This window comes from Burkholderia stagnalis (assembly GCF_039848545.1).
Taxonomy (GTDB): Bacteria; Pseudomonadota; Gammaproteobacteria; order Burkholderiales; family Burkholderiaceae; genus Burkholderia; species Burkholderia stagnalis.
On record NZ_CP156686.1, the window covers coordinates 255,982 to 270,868 of the forward strand.

General features: G+C 69.9%; 11 protein-coding genes. 7 read left to right on the plus strand and 4 right to left on the minus strand.

Translation table 11 applies throughout. From position 1 onward, the window contains the following. The first annotated feature begins 13 nt into the window (after positions 1-13). From ABFO07_RS17975 to fdhA, 6 genes are all read left to right on the plus strand, one after another. Complete coding sequence (locus tag ABFO07_RS17975) at positions 14-1,303, plus strand: glycosyltransferase (RefSeq protein ID WP_347469368.1); 1,290 nt, start codon at positions 14-16, stop codon at positions 1,301-1,303. Next, complete coding sequence (locus ABFO07_RS17980) at positions 1,300-2,889, plus strand: DHA2 family efflux MFS transporter permease subunit (protein ID WP_059884614.1); 1,590 nt, start codon at positions 1,300-1,302, stop codon at positions 2,887-2,889. Before ABFO07_RS17975 ends, ABFO07_RS17980 begins: the two co-directional genes overlap by 4 nt. A gap of 18 nt (positions 2,890-2,907) precedes the next feature. Next, entirely contained in the window at positions 2,908-3,837 is a 930-nt protein-coding gene (locus ABFO07_RS17985) for a glycosyltransferase family 2 protein (protein WP_347469369.1), read from the plus strand. Positions 3,838-3,857: 20 nt separating this feature from the next. Beyond that, a complete protein-coding gene (locus tag ABFO07_RS17990; protein ID WP_347469370.1) occupies positions 3,858-5,645 on the plus strand; it encodes an efflux transporter outer membrane subunit in 1,788 nt (595 codons plus the stop codon). After that, complete coding sequence (locus ABFO07_RS17995) at positions 5,645-6,835, plus strand: efflux RND transporter periplasmic adaptor subunit (protein WP_347469371.1); 1,191 nt, start codon at positions 5,645-5,647, stop codon at positions 6,833-6,835. Before ABFO07_RS17990 ends, ABFO07_RS17995 begins: the two co-directional genes overlap by 1 nt. 178 nt (positions 6,836-7,013) lie before the next feature. Then, on the plus strand, positions 7,014-8,210 hold the full coding sequence (fdhA, locus tag ABFO07_RS18000; protein ID WP_059562241.1) for a formaldehyde dehydrogenase, glutathione-independent: 1,197 nt from the start codon (positions 7,014-7,016) through the stop codon (positions 8,208-8,210). A 93-nt stretch (positions 8,211-8,303) separates the two neighbouring features. Here fdhA and ABFO07_RS18005 read toward each other — a convergent pair whose 3' ends face one another. The 3 genes from ABFO07_RS18005 to ABFO07_RS18015 all read right to left on the minus strand — a co-directional run bounded on the left by ABFO07_RS18005 (position 8,304) and on the right by ABFO07_RS18015 (position 11,857). Further along, complete coding sequence (locus ABFO07_RS18005; RefSeq protein WP_347469372.1) at positions 8,304-9,173, minus strand: hypothetical protein; 870 nt, start codon at positions 9,171-9,173, stop codon at positions 8,304-8,306. Between the two features lie 55 nt (positions 9,174-9,228). Next, complete coding sequence (locus tag ABFO07_RS18010) at positions 9,229-10,251, minus strand: class I fructose-bisphosphate aldolase (RefSeq protein WP_059801766.1); 1,023 nt, start codon at positions 10,249-10,251, stop codon at positions 9,229-9,231. Positions 10,252-10,432: 181 nt separating this feature from the next. Beyond that, entirely contained in the window at positions 10,433-11,857 is a 1,425-nt protein-coding gene (locus tag ABFO07_RS18015) for a PLP-dependent aminotransferase family protein (RefSeq protein WP_060148677.1), read from the minus strand. Positions 11,858-12,129: 272 nt separating this feature from the next. Here ABFO07_RS18015 and ABFO07_RS18020 point away from each other — a divergent pair, with 272 nt between their 5' ends. Then, positions 12,130-13,542, plus strand: a complete 1,413-nt coding sequence (locus tag ABFO07_RS18020) for a discoidin domain-containing protein (RefSeq protein WP_059562253.1) — start codon at positions 12,130-12,132, stop codon at positions 13,540-13,542. Positions 13,543-13,605: 63 nt separating this feature from the next. Here ABFO07_RS18020 and ABFO07_RS18025 read toward each other — a convergent pair whose 3' ends face one another. Continuing rightward, positions 13,606-14,628 carry a GlxA family transcriptional regulator gene (locus ABFO07_RS18025; protein WP_059562256.1) on the minus strand — a complete coding sequence of 341 codons (1,023 nt, stop codon included), beginning with the start codon at positions 14,626-14,628 and terminating at the stop codon, positions 13,606-13,608. Positions 14,629-14,887 lie beyond the last annotated feature (259 nt).

Consider the following 14,887-nt stretch of genomic DNA (forward strand, 5'->3'; position numbering starts at 1 on the left):
CGCGAGGCGCGCGATGGCGAAGGTGATCGTGACGGCGATCGGCTCGGCGGGCGACGTGCATCCGCTGCTCGGCGTCGCGCGCGCGCTCGCGGCGCGCGGCCATCAGGTCGTGTTCTGCACGCATCCGCCGTTCGAGGCAGCCGTGCGGCGCTGCGGCTTCGCGTTCGTGCCGGTCGGCACCGCGGCCGAGTACGACGCGGCGATGGCGAACCCCGCGCTGTGGGATCCGCGCACGTCGTTCCGCACGCTGTGGCAGGTGATCGCGCCGGTGCTGCGGCCGCATTACGACGCGCTGCGCGCGCTGACCGATGCCGACACCGTGCTGGTCGGCACGCTGTGGGCCTTCTCCGCGCGCTTCATGCAGGAGTTGCACGGCACGCCGTACGTGTCGGTGCAGGTGTCGCCGTCGACGCTGCTGTCCGCGCATGCGCCGCCGACGCATCCGCGCCTGACGATTCCCGCGCGCTGGCCGCTGCCGGTCAAGGCCGCGCTGATGACGCTGATCGAGCGCGCCGCGCTCGACCGCGTGTGCGGCCCCGCGCTGAACGCGGCGCGCGCGGATCTCGGGCTGCCGCCCGCGCGGCGCGTGCTCGGCCGCTGGCTGCATTCGACCGACGGCGTGCTGTGCCTGTTTCCCGGCTGGTTCGCGCGGCCGCAGCCGGACTGGCCCGCGAATCATCTGCAAAGCGGCTTTCCGCTGTTCAACGACGTCGGCGAACCTGCGGGCGATGCCGGGCTCGACGCGTTCCTCGCGGCGGGCGCGCCGCCGGTCGTGTTCACGGCCGGCTCGACGCGCGTCGATCACGCGGCGTATGCACGCGCGGCGGGCGAGGCGCTGCGCATCACCGGCGCGCGCGGCATCCTGCTGACGCCGGGCGACGTGCCGGCGGGCGGCGCATCGCTGCTCGTGCGGCGCTTCGTGCCGATGCGCACGCTGCTGCCGCGCTGCCGCGCGCTCGTGCATCACGGCGGCATCGGCACCGCGGCGCTCGCGTACGAGGCCGGCATTGCGCAGGTGGTGACGCCGTTCGCGCACGACCAGTTCGACAACGCGCAGCGCGTCGCCGCGAGCGGCTGCGGCGTGCGGCTCGATGGCCCGGTCGATGGTGCGCGACTTGGCGCGGCGCTCGCACGCGTGCTCGACGATCCCGCGTTCGCCGCGCACGGCGCGCGGGCGCGTGCGGCGCTCGCCGCCGCGCCGGACGGCTGCGCGCGCGCGGCGGATTTCATCGAACGGTTCGTGCCGGCGCAGGGGCGCGCGGGCGCGCGTTCCGCACCGGCCGCCGCGGTGGCAAGCGCATGAGCACCGCATCGCCGCTTCGTGATGCGCATGCCGCGCCGGCAAGCCCCGCCGCGGCAGAGGCATCCACGCGGCCGCTGCGCGGCGCGCGCCTCGCGCTGCTGACGTTCGCGCTGTCGCTCGCGACCTTCATCGAGGTGCTCGACTCGACCGTGACGAACGTCGCGGTGCCGGCGATCTCGGGCAGCCTCGGCGTGTCGAACAGCCAGGGCACGTGGGTGATCAGCTCGTATTCGGTCGCCGCCGCGATCGCGGTGCCGCTCACCGGCTGGCTCGCGCGCCGCGTCGGCGAGCTGCGCCTGTTCGTCGGCGCGGTGCTGCTGTTCACGCTGACGTCGCTGCTGTGCGGGCTCGCGCGCGACCTGCACGTGCTGGTCGTGTGCCGCGCGCTGCAGGGGCTGTTCTCGGGGCCGATGGTGCCGCTGTCGCAGACGATCCTGCTGCGCGCGTTCCCGGCCGACAAGCGCACCGTCGCGCTCGCGCTGTGGGCGATGACGGTGCTGCTCGCGCCGATCTTCGGGCCGGTGGTGGGCGGCTGGATCATCGACAGCTTTTCGTGGCCGTGGATCTTCCTGATCAACCTGCCGATCGGCATCTTCTCGTTCGCGGTGTGCACCGCGATGCTGCGGCCCGACGCGCAGCGCGGCGCGGCCGGCCCGGTCGACGTGCCGGGCATCGTGCTGCTCGTGGTCGGCGTCGGCGCGTTGCAGGCGATGCTCGACCTCGGCCACGACAAGGGCTGGTTCGGCTCGCCGCTGATCGTCACGCTCGCGATCGTCGCGGCGCTCGCGATCGTGTCGCTGCTGATCTGGGAAGCGGGCGAGGCGCATCCGGTCGTCGAGCTGAGCCTGTTCCGCGATCGCACGTTCTCGTTCTGCGTGCTGATCATCTCGCTCGGGATGATGAGCTTCTCGGTGGTGGGCGTGGTGTTCCCGCTGTGGCTGCAGGCGGTGATGGGCTACAACGCTTTCCATGCGGGGCTTGCGACCGCGCCGCTCGGCATCCTCGCGCTCGTGTTCTCGATTCTCGTCGGCCTGCATGCGCACCGCTTCGACGCGCGCGTGCTCGCGACGTTCGGCTTCCTGGTGTTCGCGGGCGTGCTCGCGTGGGACGCGCACTTCACGCTGAACATGACGTTCGCGCAGGTCGTCGCACCGGGGCTGATCCAGGGCATCGGGCTGCCGTGCTTCTTCATTCCGCTGACCGCGGCGACGCTGTCGCGCATCCCCGACGACAAGCTCGCGGCCGCGTCGAGCCTGTCGAACTTCCTGCGCACGCTGTCGGCCGCGTTCGGCACCGCGATGAGCGTGACGCTGTGGGACAACCGCGCGACCTATCACTACGACGTCGTGTCGCAGTCGGTCACGCAGGCCGCGGCGAACACGCAGCGCTTCGTGCACGCGCTCAACGCGATGGGCATCGACGGCGTGCGCGAGCTGGCGACGCTGAACCGCGTCGTGATGCAGCAGGCATACATGATGGCGACGGGCGACATGTTCTGGATGGCGAGCATGACGTGCGTCGTGCTCGCCGCGATGATGTGGCTCACCCGGCCGAAGCGGGGCGCGGCGGCGTCCTTTGGACATTGATTGCTCGTAGGAGGCAACATGGCGGCACTCGGCGCGCTCGTGATTCTCTACCACCCGACCGACGCGCAGCTCGCGGCGCTCGGCGCACTGCGGCGCGCGTGCGACGCACTGCTCGTCGTCGACAATACGCCGCAGCCCGACGCGCAGGCGCGCGACGTCTGCGCGCGCGACGGCATCGCGCTGCTGCATCACGGCAATCGCGGCGGGATCGCGGGCGCGTTCAACGCGGGGCTCGCGGCGCTGTTTCGCGAACGCGTCGATGCGGTCGCGCTGTTCGACCAGGATTCGGCGGTGCCGGCCGCGTTCTTCCCGACCATGCGCGATGTGTGCGCGGGGCTCGCGCACCGCGCGTTCCTCGCGGGGCCGCGCGTGTTCGACGAGAACGCGCGCAGCTTCCTGCCCGAGCTGTCGACCAACGGCATCACGCTGCGGCGCCTGCGCATCGAGCCGGGCGCGCCGCTGCAGCGCTGCGCGTTCCTGATTTCGTCGGGCTGCGTCGTGTCGCGCGATGCCTACGACACGCTCGGCCCGTTCGACGAGACGCTCGTGATCGATCACGTCGACACCGAATACAGCTTCCGCGCGCTGGCGCGCAACGTGCCGCTCTATGTCGTGCCGTCGCTGGTGCTGTCGCACCGGATCGGCGCGAAGCAGCGCCACGCGTTCGGCCCGTTCGAGATGACGTCGATGAATCATCCGTGGCAGCGGCGCTATTACAGCGCGCGCAACGGCGTGCAGCTCGGCATCCAGTACGGGCTGCGCTTCCCGGTCGCGATCGTGCCGAACCTGCTGACGCTGTGGCAGATCGTGCAGATCGCGCTCGTCGAGCGCGACAAGCGCGCGAAGCTCGGCGGCATCCTGCTCGGCATCGCCGACGGCCTGTTCGGCCGGCTCGGCCCGCTCGAGCGCACGCGCCCGCGGCTCGCCGCGCGCGTGCGGCAAGGGTGAGGGCGACGATGCGACGTTCGATGTCGAGAACCGGCAAGATAGCCGCTTCACTGGTTATTTCGTTCGCGCTGGGCGGTTGCGCGCCGTCAGGATTCCTGCCTTCACTGTCGCTGCGCGCACCGGCCGACGACGCGCTCGCGCACACGGTGGGCCCGGGCGCCGGCGGCGCATGGCCCGCGCCGGACTGGGTCGCGCAATTCCAGGATCCGCAGCTCGACCAGCTGATCGCCGACGCGCTGCAGCAGAACCCCGGCCTGCAGGTCGCGCAGGCGCGGCTGCGGATCGCGCAGGCGCAGCTGCAGCAGTTCGATTCGCTGACCGGGCTGACCGGCACCGCCGGCGCGACGGTCAGCCGCGCGCGCATGCCGCAGCCGGGCGACATCGCCGACGTGTCGGTGGGCGGCTACAAGGTGCCGGTGCAGATCTTCGGCGATCCGGTCGTGTCGCCGTCGTCGGTGTTCGTCGGGCTCACTTACCAGCTCGACCTGTGGGGCAGGAACAAGGCCGCGACGAAGAGCCTGATGTCGCTGCGCGATGCCGCGCGCGTCGAGGCCGAGCAGGTGCGGCTCACGCTGTCGACGGCGATCGTCACCGTGTACTGCCGGCTCGACGAGGCGTATGCGGCGCGCGACCTGCTGCAGCAGAAGCAGAAGGTGAGCGAGCGGGTGACGACGGTGCTGCGCGAGCGCACCGCGCGCGGCCTCGACAACGCGTACGACGCGAGCGACGCGTCGATCAAGCGCAGCCGCCTGCTCGCGCAGATCGCGCTGAACGACGAGCAGATCAAGCTCGCGCAGCTGCAGCTCGGCGTGCTGTCGGGGCGCGGCCCCGAGCGCGGCCTCGCGCTGCAGCGCCCGCGCGTCGGCAAGCTCGGCGATGCGCCGCTGCCCGCGCGGCTGCCGGCCGACCTGCTCGGCCGCCGGCCCGACATCGTCGCCGCGCGGCTGCGCGTCGAGGCCGCGTATGCGAGCGCCGACGCGACGCGCGCGGAGTTCTATCCGGACGTGAACCTCGTCGCGCTCGGCGGCGTGTTCGCGCTGGCGCCCGCGTCGCTGTTCAAGCGCGACGCGCTCGCGGGCTCGGTCGGCCCGGCGGTGTCGCTGCCGATCTTCGATCGCGGGCGGCTGAAGGCGAAGCTCGGCGCGGACGTCGCGCAGGCGGACGTTGCGATCGGCCTGTACAACAAGGCCGTCGACGACGCGCTCGGGCAGGTCGCGCAGCTCGTCACGTCGCTGCAGACCGCGCAGACGCTCGTCGCGCAACAGCAGGACGCGGTGAACGCCGCGCAGAAGATCGTGCAGATCGCGGCCGACCGGCACCGGCGCGGGGTGCTGATGCAGAAGGACGTCGACGTCGCGGATCTCACGCTGATCGACGAGCGTGCGCAACTGATCGGGACGCTGGGCCGGCAGCGCACGCTGCGCGTCGCGCTGATCGGCGCGCTGGGCGGCGGGTTCGACGCAGGCGCAACGGTGGCGCAGGCGCCGGCCGTGCATCAGGCGCGCAGCGGGGCGGCGAGGCGCGGTGCTGCGACCGCTGCGGCCGCGAGCCGGGCTGCGGCGGCGGGTACGTCGAACGACGCGCGCCCGGAGCGCGTTGCCGGGCCACCGGCTACCGGTGCGGCGAGTGTCGCACCTGCACCCGCACGGCGCGACGACGCGGCGCGTGCGTCGATGGTCGGCGTGACCGACCCCGGCGCGGCGCCTCGCGGTACGCCTGTTCTCGCGCGCGCGGCATCGGCGAGCCCGACGCCGGCGGCGAAACCCGTCTTCCAGCACGATCGTCTGATCGTTACGCAAAGCGACTGATGCACCACGACAACCTTCATACTGCCGCGCAGCCGGCGGCGCTGAACGATCCGGCAGGCGATGCGCGCCGCGCGACGCGCCGCAAGCGCTTCACCGTGTTCTTCGCGGTCGTGCTGCTGGCCGCGCTCGCGTGGCTCGCGTACTGGCTGATCAGCGACCGCTACTACGAGGACACCGACGACGCGTACGTGGCCGGCAGCATCGTGCAGGTGGCCGCGCAGGTGCCGGGCACCGTCACCGACGTGCTGGTGGGCGACACGCACACGGTGCGCGCGGGGCAGACGCTCGTGCGGCTCGACGACGCGGAGGCGTCGGTCGCGTTCGCGCAGGCGAAGGCGCAACTCGAGCAGGCCGTGCGGCAGGTCGCGAACGCGAAGATCTCGAACACGATGTACGTCGAAGCGGTGAACGCGCGGCGCGCGGACCTGTCGCTCGCGCAGCGCGCGCTCGCGGCGCGCTCCGGCGCGTCGGTCGAGATCGTCGCGCCGGAGGAACTCGCGCGCGCGCGTGCGGCGGCGGCCGGCGCGCAGGCGAATCTCGCGGCCGCGCAGGCGCAGCTCGATGCCGCGCGCGCGCTCGGTGGCAAGCTGCCGGTCGACGAGAGCCCGGCCGTCGTGCAGGCGGCCGCGCAGTTCAAGCTCGCGTACCGCAACCTGAAGCGCACGACGATCGTCGCGCCGGTCGACGGCACGGTCGGCCAGCGCGCGGTGCAGGTCGGCCAGCAGGTCGGGCCGGGCGTGCCGCTGATGTCGATCGTGCAGTTGAAGCAGCTGTGGATCGAGGCGAACTTCAAGGAAGGGCAGATCCGGCACATGCGCGTCGGCCAGCCGGTCGAGATCGTGTCGGATCTCTACGGCACGCGCGTCGTCTATCGCGGCCGCGTGCAGGGCTTCTCGGCGGGCACCGGCAGCGCGTTCTCGATGCTGCCGTCGCAGAACGCGGCGGGCAACTGGATCAAGGTCGTGCAGCGCGTGCCGGTCGTGATCGCGATCGAGCCGGCGGACCTTGCCGCGCATCCGCTGCGCGTCGGGCTGTCGATGCGGGTGGCGGTGGATACGCACGAGCGCGGCGGGCATGCGCTCGACGGCGAGCCGCCGACGCCGGTGCAAAGCACGCGCGTGCATGACGGGGTCGCGAGCGAGGCGGAAGCGGCTGCTGCGGCGGTGATTCGTGACAATCAGGGCGGGTGAACGGCCGCGCCTCCCGCTTCCCGCCTGCCGGCCGCCCATGTCGGCCCGGATCAAACCCATGTCGCGTTTAGCACATCGGCCCCCCCACGTCCCGGACTACTCTCGAACAGCGCGCTGCCTGCTCGCCTCATCCGCCGGCGGGCCGCAGCGCCATCCAACGAGACATGGAGACAATACGATGAGCAGCAATCGAGGTGTCGTCTATCTTGGGCCGGGCCAGGTCGAGGTGCAGAAGATCGATTATCCGAAGATGGTCGATCCGAGCGGCCGCGCGATCGGCCACGGCGTGATCCTGAAAGTGGTCAGCACGAACATCTGCGGTTCCGACCAGCACATGGTGCGCGGCCGCACGACCGCGCCCGTCGGCCTCGTGCTCGGCCACGAGATCACCGGCGAGGTGGTCGAGGTCGGCCGCGACGTCGAGACGCTGAAGCTCGGCGACATCGTGTCGGTGCCGTTCAACGTCGCGTGTGGCCGCTGCCCGATGTGCAAGGAGCAGCAGACGGGCGTGTGCCTGAACGTGAACCCGTCTCGCGCGGGCGGCGCGTACGGCTACGTCGACATGGGCGGCTGGATCGGCGGGCAGGCCGAGTACGTGCTGGTGCCGTACGCGGACTTCAACCTGCTGAAGTTCCCCGACCGCGATCAGGCATTGGCGAAGATCCGCGATCTCACCTGCCTGTCGGACATCTTGCCGACCGGCTATCACGGCGCGGTGAGCGCGGGGGTGAAGCCCGGCTCGACGGTGTACATCGCGGGCGCGGGCCCGGTCGGGATGGCGGCGGCCGCCTCGGCGCGCCTGCTCGGCGCGGCGGTCACGATCGTCGGCGACATGAACGCGGAGCGCCTCGCGCACGCGAGGGCGATGGGCTTCGAGACGGTCGACCTGTCGAAGGACGCGACGCTCGGCGAGCAGATCGCGCAGATCCTCGGCACGCCCGAGATCGATTGCGCGGTCGACTGCGTCGGCTTCGAGGCGCACGGCCATGGCTCGTCCGGGCATGCGGAAGAAGCGCCCGCGACGGTGCTGAACTCGCTGATGGAAATCACGCGGCCGGCCGGCGCGATCGGCATCCCGGGCCTGTACGTGACGGATGATCCGGGCGCGAAGGACAAGGCCGCGCAGCACGGCAGCCTGAGCATCCGCTTCGGCCTCGGCTGGGCGAAGTCGCATTCGTTCTTCACGGGCCAGACGCCGGTGCTGAAGTACAACCGCAACCTGATGCAGGCGATCCTGTTCGACCGGCTGCCGATCGCGAAGATCGTCAACGTGACGGTGATCTCGCTCGACCAGGCGCCGGACGGCTACAAGAAGTTCGACGGCGGCGCGCCGCGCAAATTCGTCATCGACCCGCACGGCATGCTGGCGGCGTAACGCGGCCGGCGGTGCGGCAATCGGAGGGCCGGGGCGGTCATACGCCCCGGCCCTTCGTGTATTCATGCATTCGTGCGTGCGGGAATCGCGCGCTCAGTGCCCGCGATAGAGCCGGGCGAGTTCGATACGGTGCGATCCGGATCGCCGCGCGGGCTCGGGGTGCGCGCTCACGCGGCGTATCGTCTTCTGCGCATGACGCGCCGGAGCCGTATCGCGCCTGTCGCGCGGTTCCGCGGTGCGCAGCGCGGCGGCGCGCATTCGCGCGCAACCGGATTCGTTACGGAGCGCGCATGGGCGCGCGGCAAGCGTATTGACCGGCGCGCGTGCGGCGATCGCATTCTGCGTGCGCACGGGTGTGGGCGCACGCACGGGGGGTGCGTCCTGCTTCGGGCGGCCCGCGAGCCGATCCTCCGCGCCCGGTCCGCTGCCTGCGCCGGCCGCGACACGAGGCGGGTCGGTCGCGTGAAACGGATAGACGGGCGGCGGCAGCACCGGCAAATCGGCCGACTGGGCGGCAAGCTCCGCCTGCGCATGCAAGTCGCCGGCGATTGCCGGCGCCTCGGATACGTCCTGCGTCCGGCAGACGGGGTCGAGCCTGCACATCCTGTCGAGCCCGACGTAGCCGCCGAACAGCAGGAAGAGCGTCACGAGGCTCAGCATCGGCGCGGTCGATGCGCGCGGCTGGTTGACGGCGACATGGTGGAAGAAGCGGGCAACGCGCGCGTCCCATGCATCGACCGGCCGCATGGGGTGGCCGGCAAGCGCACGCCGCGGCTGCTCGGCCAGCGGCTCGAACGGCCAGTTCCACCGCCCGCACGCGGGGCAATGCTCGAGCGCGCGGAACGCGATGAATCCGCATTGCGTGCAGCGGCAGCACGCGATGTGCCGCGACCGCGCATGCGCGCTCAGTACACCTGTCAGCGTGTCGCGTGCGACGATTTTCCGGTTGGGCAGGACTTGCATGATTCGACAAGGCCGGACATGTTCGATCGACCGGGCGACATCCGCCCGGCTCCGTTCAGGCGGCACGCTCCATCGCCGCGTCGTACTGGCCGCGACAGGCCGCGCCGTTCAGGCGTGCACGCAGCAGCAGCGCATCCTGCGCGGCGCGGACGTTGGCCGCCTGTCCCTTCCACGCGGCCAGCGGCGGCTCCTGCAGCGCGCGTCCATACGAAAAGCTCAGCAGCCACGGCCGCCCGGCGATGCGATTCATCGCGTCGAGATGGGCCGTCGCTTCTTCGGGCGTCTGCCCGCCGGACAGGAAGAAGATGCCGGGGACTTCGGCCGGCACGACGCTGCGCAACAGGCGCACCGTCGCCGCGGCGACTTCGGCGGGGGCCGGCTGCGTCGCGTGCGTGCTGCCCGCGACGACCATGCTCGGCTTGAGCAGCATGTGCGCCAGCACGACGCTGTGCCGATGCAGCGCGTCGAACACCGCATGCAGCACGGCGTCGGTCACTTGCGCGCAGCGTGCGAGCGAATGATCGCCGTCCATCAGCACTTCCGGTTCGACGATCGGCACGACGCCGGCTTCCTGGCAGATCGCCGCATAGCGCGCGAGCGCTTCGGCGTTCGCCTCGATCGCCGCGCGGCCGGGCAGCGTGGCGGACACGTTGTACACCGCGCGCCATTTCGCGAACCGCGCGCCTTGCCGCCGGTAGCCGTCGAGGCGCGCCGCGAGCCCGTCGAGCCCTTGCGTGATTTCGTCGCCGGGCGCGAGCGCGAGCGGAATCTTGCCCGCATCGACCTTGATGCCGGGCACGATCTGCTGGCGTGCGGCGAGTTCGGGCAACGGCGTGCCGTCGTCCGCGGATTGCCCGAGCGTCTCTTCATACAGGATCACGCCGCTGACGAATTCGCCGAGGCCCGGCGTCGACAGCAACAGGCTGCGCCATGCGCGGCGGTTCTCTTCAGTCGATTCGACCGCGATCGTCTTGAAGCGCTTCGCGATGGTCGGCCCGCTTTCGTCGGCCGCCAGCAGCCCTTTGCCATCCTGAACGAGTGCCTGGATCGTCGCCTGGAGTGCGCTCTCGGTGCTCATGGGATTCCTCCGTTGAAACCCGCCATGCGGCCGTGCATGCCGCCCGTTTTATTGCTCGCTTGATTGCTCGCGTCACATCCGCCTGCTCTCCGATCTTCATTCTTTGTCGCGCACGGGCGAGAACGCAAGGCGCGTGCCGCGCATGATCGGCACGTGAATGGGGGCATCTTCCGTGCCTGGGCTAGTGGGTATGCCGTTGCCGCGCGGCCAGCGCGCCGAGGGTCTGCATCGCGTGTTCGACGGCGGGCGTCCACGGCCGGCCGTAGTTGAGGCGCACGTAGCGGCGGAATCCGCCGGAGGCCGAAAAGATCGGCCCGGGCGCGACGCTGATGCCGTTCTCCATCGCGGCGCCGAACAGGCGCAGCGCATCGACGCGCGGCGGCAGTTCGATCCACAGGAAATAGCCGCCGCGCGGTGCAATGACTTCCGTGCCTTGTGGAAAATATGCACGCACGGCGGCCAGCATCTGCGCCTGGTGCGCGGCAAGATTGCGCCGCAGCTTGCGCAGGAAGCGGTCGTATCCGCCGTCCTGCAGGTAGTTCGAGATGGCCAGTTGCGCGGGTACGTCGGCCGCGGGCGCGGCGACGCATTTCGCGTGCCGGATCTGCTGCACGTAGCGCCCGGCCGCGACCCAGCCGATCCGGAAGCCCGGCGCGAGGCATTTCGAGAACGAGCCGCAATGCAGCACGAGCCCGCTATCGTCGTACAGCTTCGCCGGACGCACCGGCACCGAGCCGAAGTACAGCTCGCCGAACACGTCGTCCTCGATCAGCGGCACCTCGTGGGCAGCGAGCAGGGCGATCAGCGCGCGCTTGCGCTCGTCGGAGAGCGTCGCGCCGGTCGGGTTGTGGAACGACGTCATGAGCCAGCATGCGCGGATCGGATGCGTGTCGAGCGCGCTCGCGAGTGCATCGAGATCGAGCCCGGTGCGCGGATCGACCGGGATTTCGACGGCCTTCAGATGCAGGCGCTCCACCGCCTGCAATACCGCATGGAATGCGGGGCGTTCGATCGCGACCACTTCGCCCGGGTGCGTCAGCGCTTCGAGGCTCAGCATCAGCGCTTCCAGCGCGCCGGTCGTGATCACGATCTCGTCCATCGGCAACGCCGCGCCCGCGATCAGGTAACGCAGCGCGATCTGGCGGCGCAGCCCTTCGTCTCCAGGCGGGAACCCCGACAGCAGCTTGGTGCGATCCATGTTGCGCGCCGCCGACGTTACGCATCGCCACAGGCTGTTCATCGGGAACAGCGAATAGCTCGCGAATGCCGAGCCCAGCGGAACGATGTCCTCGTGCTTGATGGAATCCACGAGCCTGCGCAGCGCATCGTCCGGGCTGGCGTTTCGCGCGGCGGCGGTTTTTCGCGGCGGGCCGTGGTTCGAGCGCAGCCGCTTGCCGCCGAGATCGGACACGAAATAACCGGAGCGCGGCCGCGCGACGATCAAGCCCTCGCTCTCGAGCAGGTAGTACGCACGGAACACGGTGGTCGGGCTCACGTGGTACGCATGGCTCGCGGCGCGAATGGTCGGGATGCGTGCACCTGGCACTAAATCGCCGCGCCGGATAGAATCCGCGATCGTCTTCGCCAGCGCCGCGTAACGCTTCATGCTTGTGTCCCCGGCCGATCCGTGACTCGCTGGGAAAAGAGTAGCACGCGACAGGTCACGCGCCATCCCGTCCTCAATTTCTGATCCGCTTGTTTTTTGCGCGCTCTGATCCTTTTAATGCGCGCGGTTTGCGGGCATTCTCTCGCCAGCTTTTTTTCAACCGACGTCCTATCGATACGGATCGACGCTGCCCGGCGGCTGATCCGTAGTCCTGCGCATGTGTGCGGGATCTTGTCCGCCGGCGTCTCCCATCAATCCAGGAACCCCCCAGCGTGAAATCGAAGACCCTCGTCGCGGGCCTTGTGGCCGGCATCACCCTCAACCTGTTCGGCGGCGCTGCGCAAGCGGCCTGCATCAGCAATCCCCCAGCGCAGTCCAATGCATCGTTTCCGGCGGCGCTGACCGGCAAGCTCGTCTATCACAGCTACGTCACGTATGGCGACGGCACGAGCCAGCTGTTCCTTTACGACTTCTCGGCGCGCACGCTGACGCAGCTGAGCAAGAGCACGTGGGGCATCACCGACCCGATGAACGGCGTGATCAGCCCCGACGGCAAGTGGCTCGCGTTCATGGGCATCCGCAACAACGCGTGGAACGTGTTCATGGTCCAGCTCGGCACCAACAACGCGCCGGTCAACCTGACGAACAGCACGGGCGCAACCCGCAACGAAGATCCGAAGTTCAGCCCGGACGGCAAGACGCTCGTGTTCAAGCAGAACGGCGACGTCAAGCAGGCGACGCTGTCGTACACGAGCGCGGGCCCGGTGTTCACGTCGGTCGTGAGCCTGACGAACGCGCCGGCCGGCGCCGAATACTCGATGCCGTTTCTCGCGCCGGACGCGAGCGCCGTGTACTACGCGACCGGCACCGGCGCGAACATGGGCCTGATGAAGCGCACGATCGCCACCGGCGCGACGGCCACGTTCGATCATCCTGCCGGGCTGCAGACCTACTACCCGATCGTGCGCGCAGACGGCATGGTGTTCTACGCGCGCTGGAAGGACACCAGCCAGCTCGACCAGATCTATGCGAAGACCGCCGATCCGGCATCGACGCCGAACCAGCTCGCGCTCAACGACTGCATCAGCAACAACTCCGACCCGGCACCGGTGAACGGCACGAACTATCTGTTCTTCTCGTCGACCACCGCGGGCGGTTACCAGCTCTACGTCGGCGACGTGACGACCGGCCAGCGCTGGAGCCTGTCGCAGTTCGGCGTGAACGCCGACACCACGAAGGCCAAGCTCGGCGCGAGCTACTACGGCGGCCCGTCCGCCAGCCAGACCGGGCTGCTGTCGCAAGGGCGCCCCGCTGCCGCGTCGGCCAGCTACAACGCGTCGCTGACGCCGGACAAGGCCTTCGACGGCAATACCACCAGCACGCGCTGGGATTCGCCGGAGGGGACGGGCGTCGATCCGCAATGGATCTCCGTGGATCTCGGGGCCGTGAAGACCATCACCGGCGTCGATCTCTACTGGGACGCGGGCGCGCTCGTCTACCAGATCCAGACGTCGAACGACAACGCGAACTGGACGACGATCTACTCGACGAACAACGGCGTGTCGTACGGCCACGTCGCGCTGAACAATCTCAACGGCCGCGGCCGCTACGTGCGGATGCTCGGCACGAAGCGCGCGACGCCGTGGGGCTACTCGCTCGACGAAATGCAGGTGTGGGGTTCGTGAGCATCGACCCGCAATGAAAAAAGCGACCCGAGGGTCGCTTTTTTATGTCACGCGAGGCAGGGCTCACGCATGCATCATCGCGAGCGTCGGGACCGACGCGCCGCCGGGCCCCTGCGCGAGCGGCGCCACCTGCTTGCGCCGTTCCCGCGTCGGCGCGACACCGAACGCGTCGCGGTAGCTCTTGCTGAAGTGGCATGCGGACTGGAACCCGCACGCCATCGTGATGTGCATGATCGACATGTCCGTCTGCAGCAGCAGCTCGCGCGCGCGGCGCAGCCGCAGCGTCAGGTAGTAATGCGTCGGCGTCATCCCGAGGTGCTCGCGGAACAGCCGCTGCAGCTGCCGCTGCGACATGTTCGCGAGCCGCGCGAGCTCCTCGCGCGACAGCGGCTCCTCGATGTTGTTCTCCATCAGCGAGATCACTTCGAACAGCGACTTGTTCGCGGACCCGAGCCGCGCGACGAGCGGCATGCGCTGCTGCGCGCTCGTGTCGCGCACGTGCTCGACGATGAACTGCTCGGCGATCTGCGTGACGCGTGCGGTGCCGACGCGCGCCGCGATCAGGTTCAGCATCATGTCGAGCGGCGCGACGCCGCCCGTGCACGTGATGCGGTCGCGATCGATCACGAACAGTTCCTTCAGGAAGCGCGTGTCCGGAAACTCCTCCTTCAGCGCGGACATGTTCTCCCAGTGGATCGCGCACGCGTAGCCCGCGAGCAGGCCCGACTTCGCGAGCGCATAGGTGCCCGTGCACAGGCTGCCGAGCGGAATGCCCCCGCGCGCGAAGCGGCGCAGCGTCGACAGGTGGTCGGCCGTCGTCGCGCGCTGCACGTCGACGCCGCCGCAGACGAACACGATGTCCGGCTGCCCCGCGCATTCCGCGGGGCCCGTGTCGACCGTCAGGCCGTTGCTCGCCGTCACCGGGCCACCGTCCGGGCTGATCACCGACCAGCGGTAGAGCGGCTGGCCGCTCAGGTAATTCGCCATCCGAAGCACCTCGATCGCATTCGTGAATGCAATCATCGTGAAGTTGGGCAACGGCATGAACGCGAAGTGGGACAGCGACGCTGTGCGGTCGGGCGACATGGGGAGCGTTCCTAATCTACTAATAGCTTTCGGCCCGAGGCACGGACCGGGCTGCGGTATTGTGTGAGCGAGTGCAACAAGCGTGCCATACGGCTAAACCCTAGCTCCATACGTTGTCTGGGCCGAGCGCCCATGCTGCACTGCACCGTATCCGTGATCGGCTGCACCCGCCGCGGGCGGCGGCGGCACCGTGGCAGTGCCTGCGCGGCAGTGGCGCGCTGCGGCGACGTTGCTTGGCGATCCGAAAAAGCACGATCGG

Excerpts from the sequence above, each read along its gene's own strand:
- ABFO07_RS17995 (WP_347469371.1), top strand. The coding sequence starts at position 5,645 with ATGCACCACGACAACCTTCATACTGCCGCGCAGCCGGCGGCGCTGAAC.
- ABFO07_RS17980 (WP_059884614.1), top strand. The coding sequence starts at position 1,300 with ATGAGCACCGCATCGCCGCTTCGTGATGCGCATGCCGCGCCGGCAAGC.
- ABFO07_RS18005 (WP_347469372.1), bottom strand. The coding sequence starts at position 9,173 with ATGCAAGTCCTGCCCAACCGGAAAATCGTCGCACGCGACACGCTGACA.
- ABFO07_RS17975 (WP_347469368.1), top strand. The coding sequence starts at position 14 with ATGGCGAAGGTGATCGTGACGGCGATCGGCTCGGCGGGCGACGTGCAT.
- ABFO07_RS18025 (WP_059562256.1), bottom strand. The coding sequence starts at position 14,628 with ATGTCGCCCGACCGCACAGCGTCGCTGTCCCACTTCGCGTTCATGCCG.
- fdhA (WP_059562241.1), top strand. The coding sequence starts at position 7,014 with ATGAGCAGCAATCGAGGTGTCGTCTATCTTGGGCCGGGCCAGGTCGAG.
- ABFO07_RS17985 (WP_347469369.1), top strand. The coding sequence starts at position 2,908 with ATGGCGGCACTCGGCGCGCTCGTGATTCTCTACCACCCGACCGACGCG.
- ABFO07_RS17990 (WP_347469370.1), top strand. The coding sequence starts at position 3,858 with ATGTCGAGAACCGGCAAGATAGCCGCTTCACTGGTTATTTCGTTCGCG.
- ABFO07_RS18010 (WP_059801766.1), bottom strand. The coding sequence starts at position 10,251 with ATGAGCACCGAGAGCGCACTCCAGGCGACGATCCAGGCACTCGTTCAG.
- ABFO07_RS18015 (WP_060148677.1), bottom strand. The coding sequence starts at position 11,857 with ATGAAGCGTTACGCGGCGCTGGCGAAGACGATCGCGGATTCTATCCGG.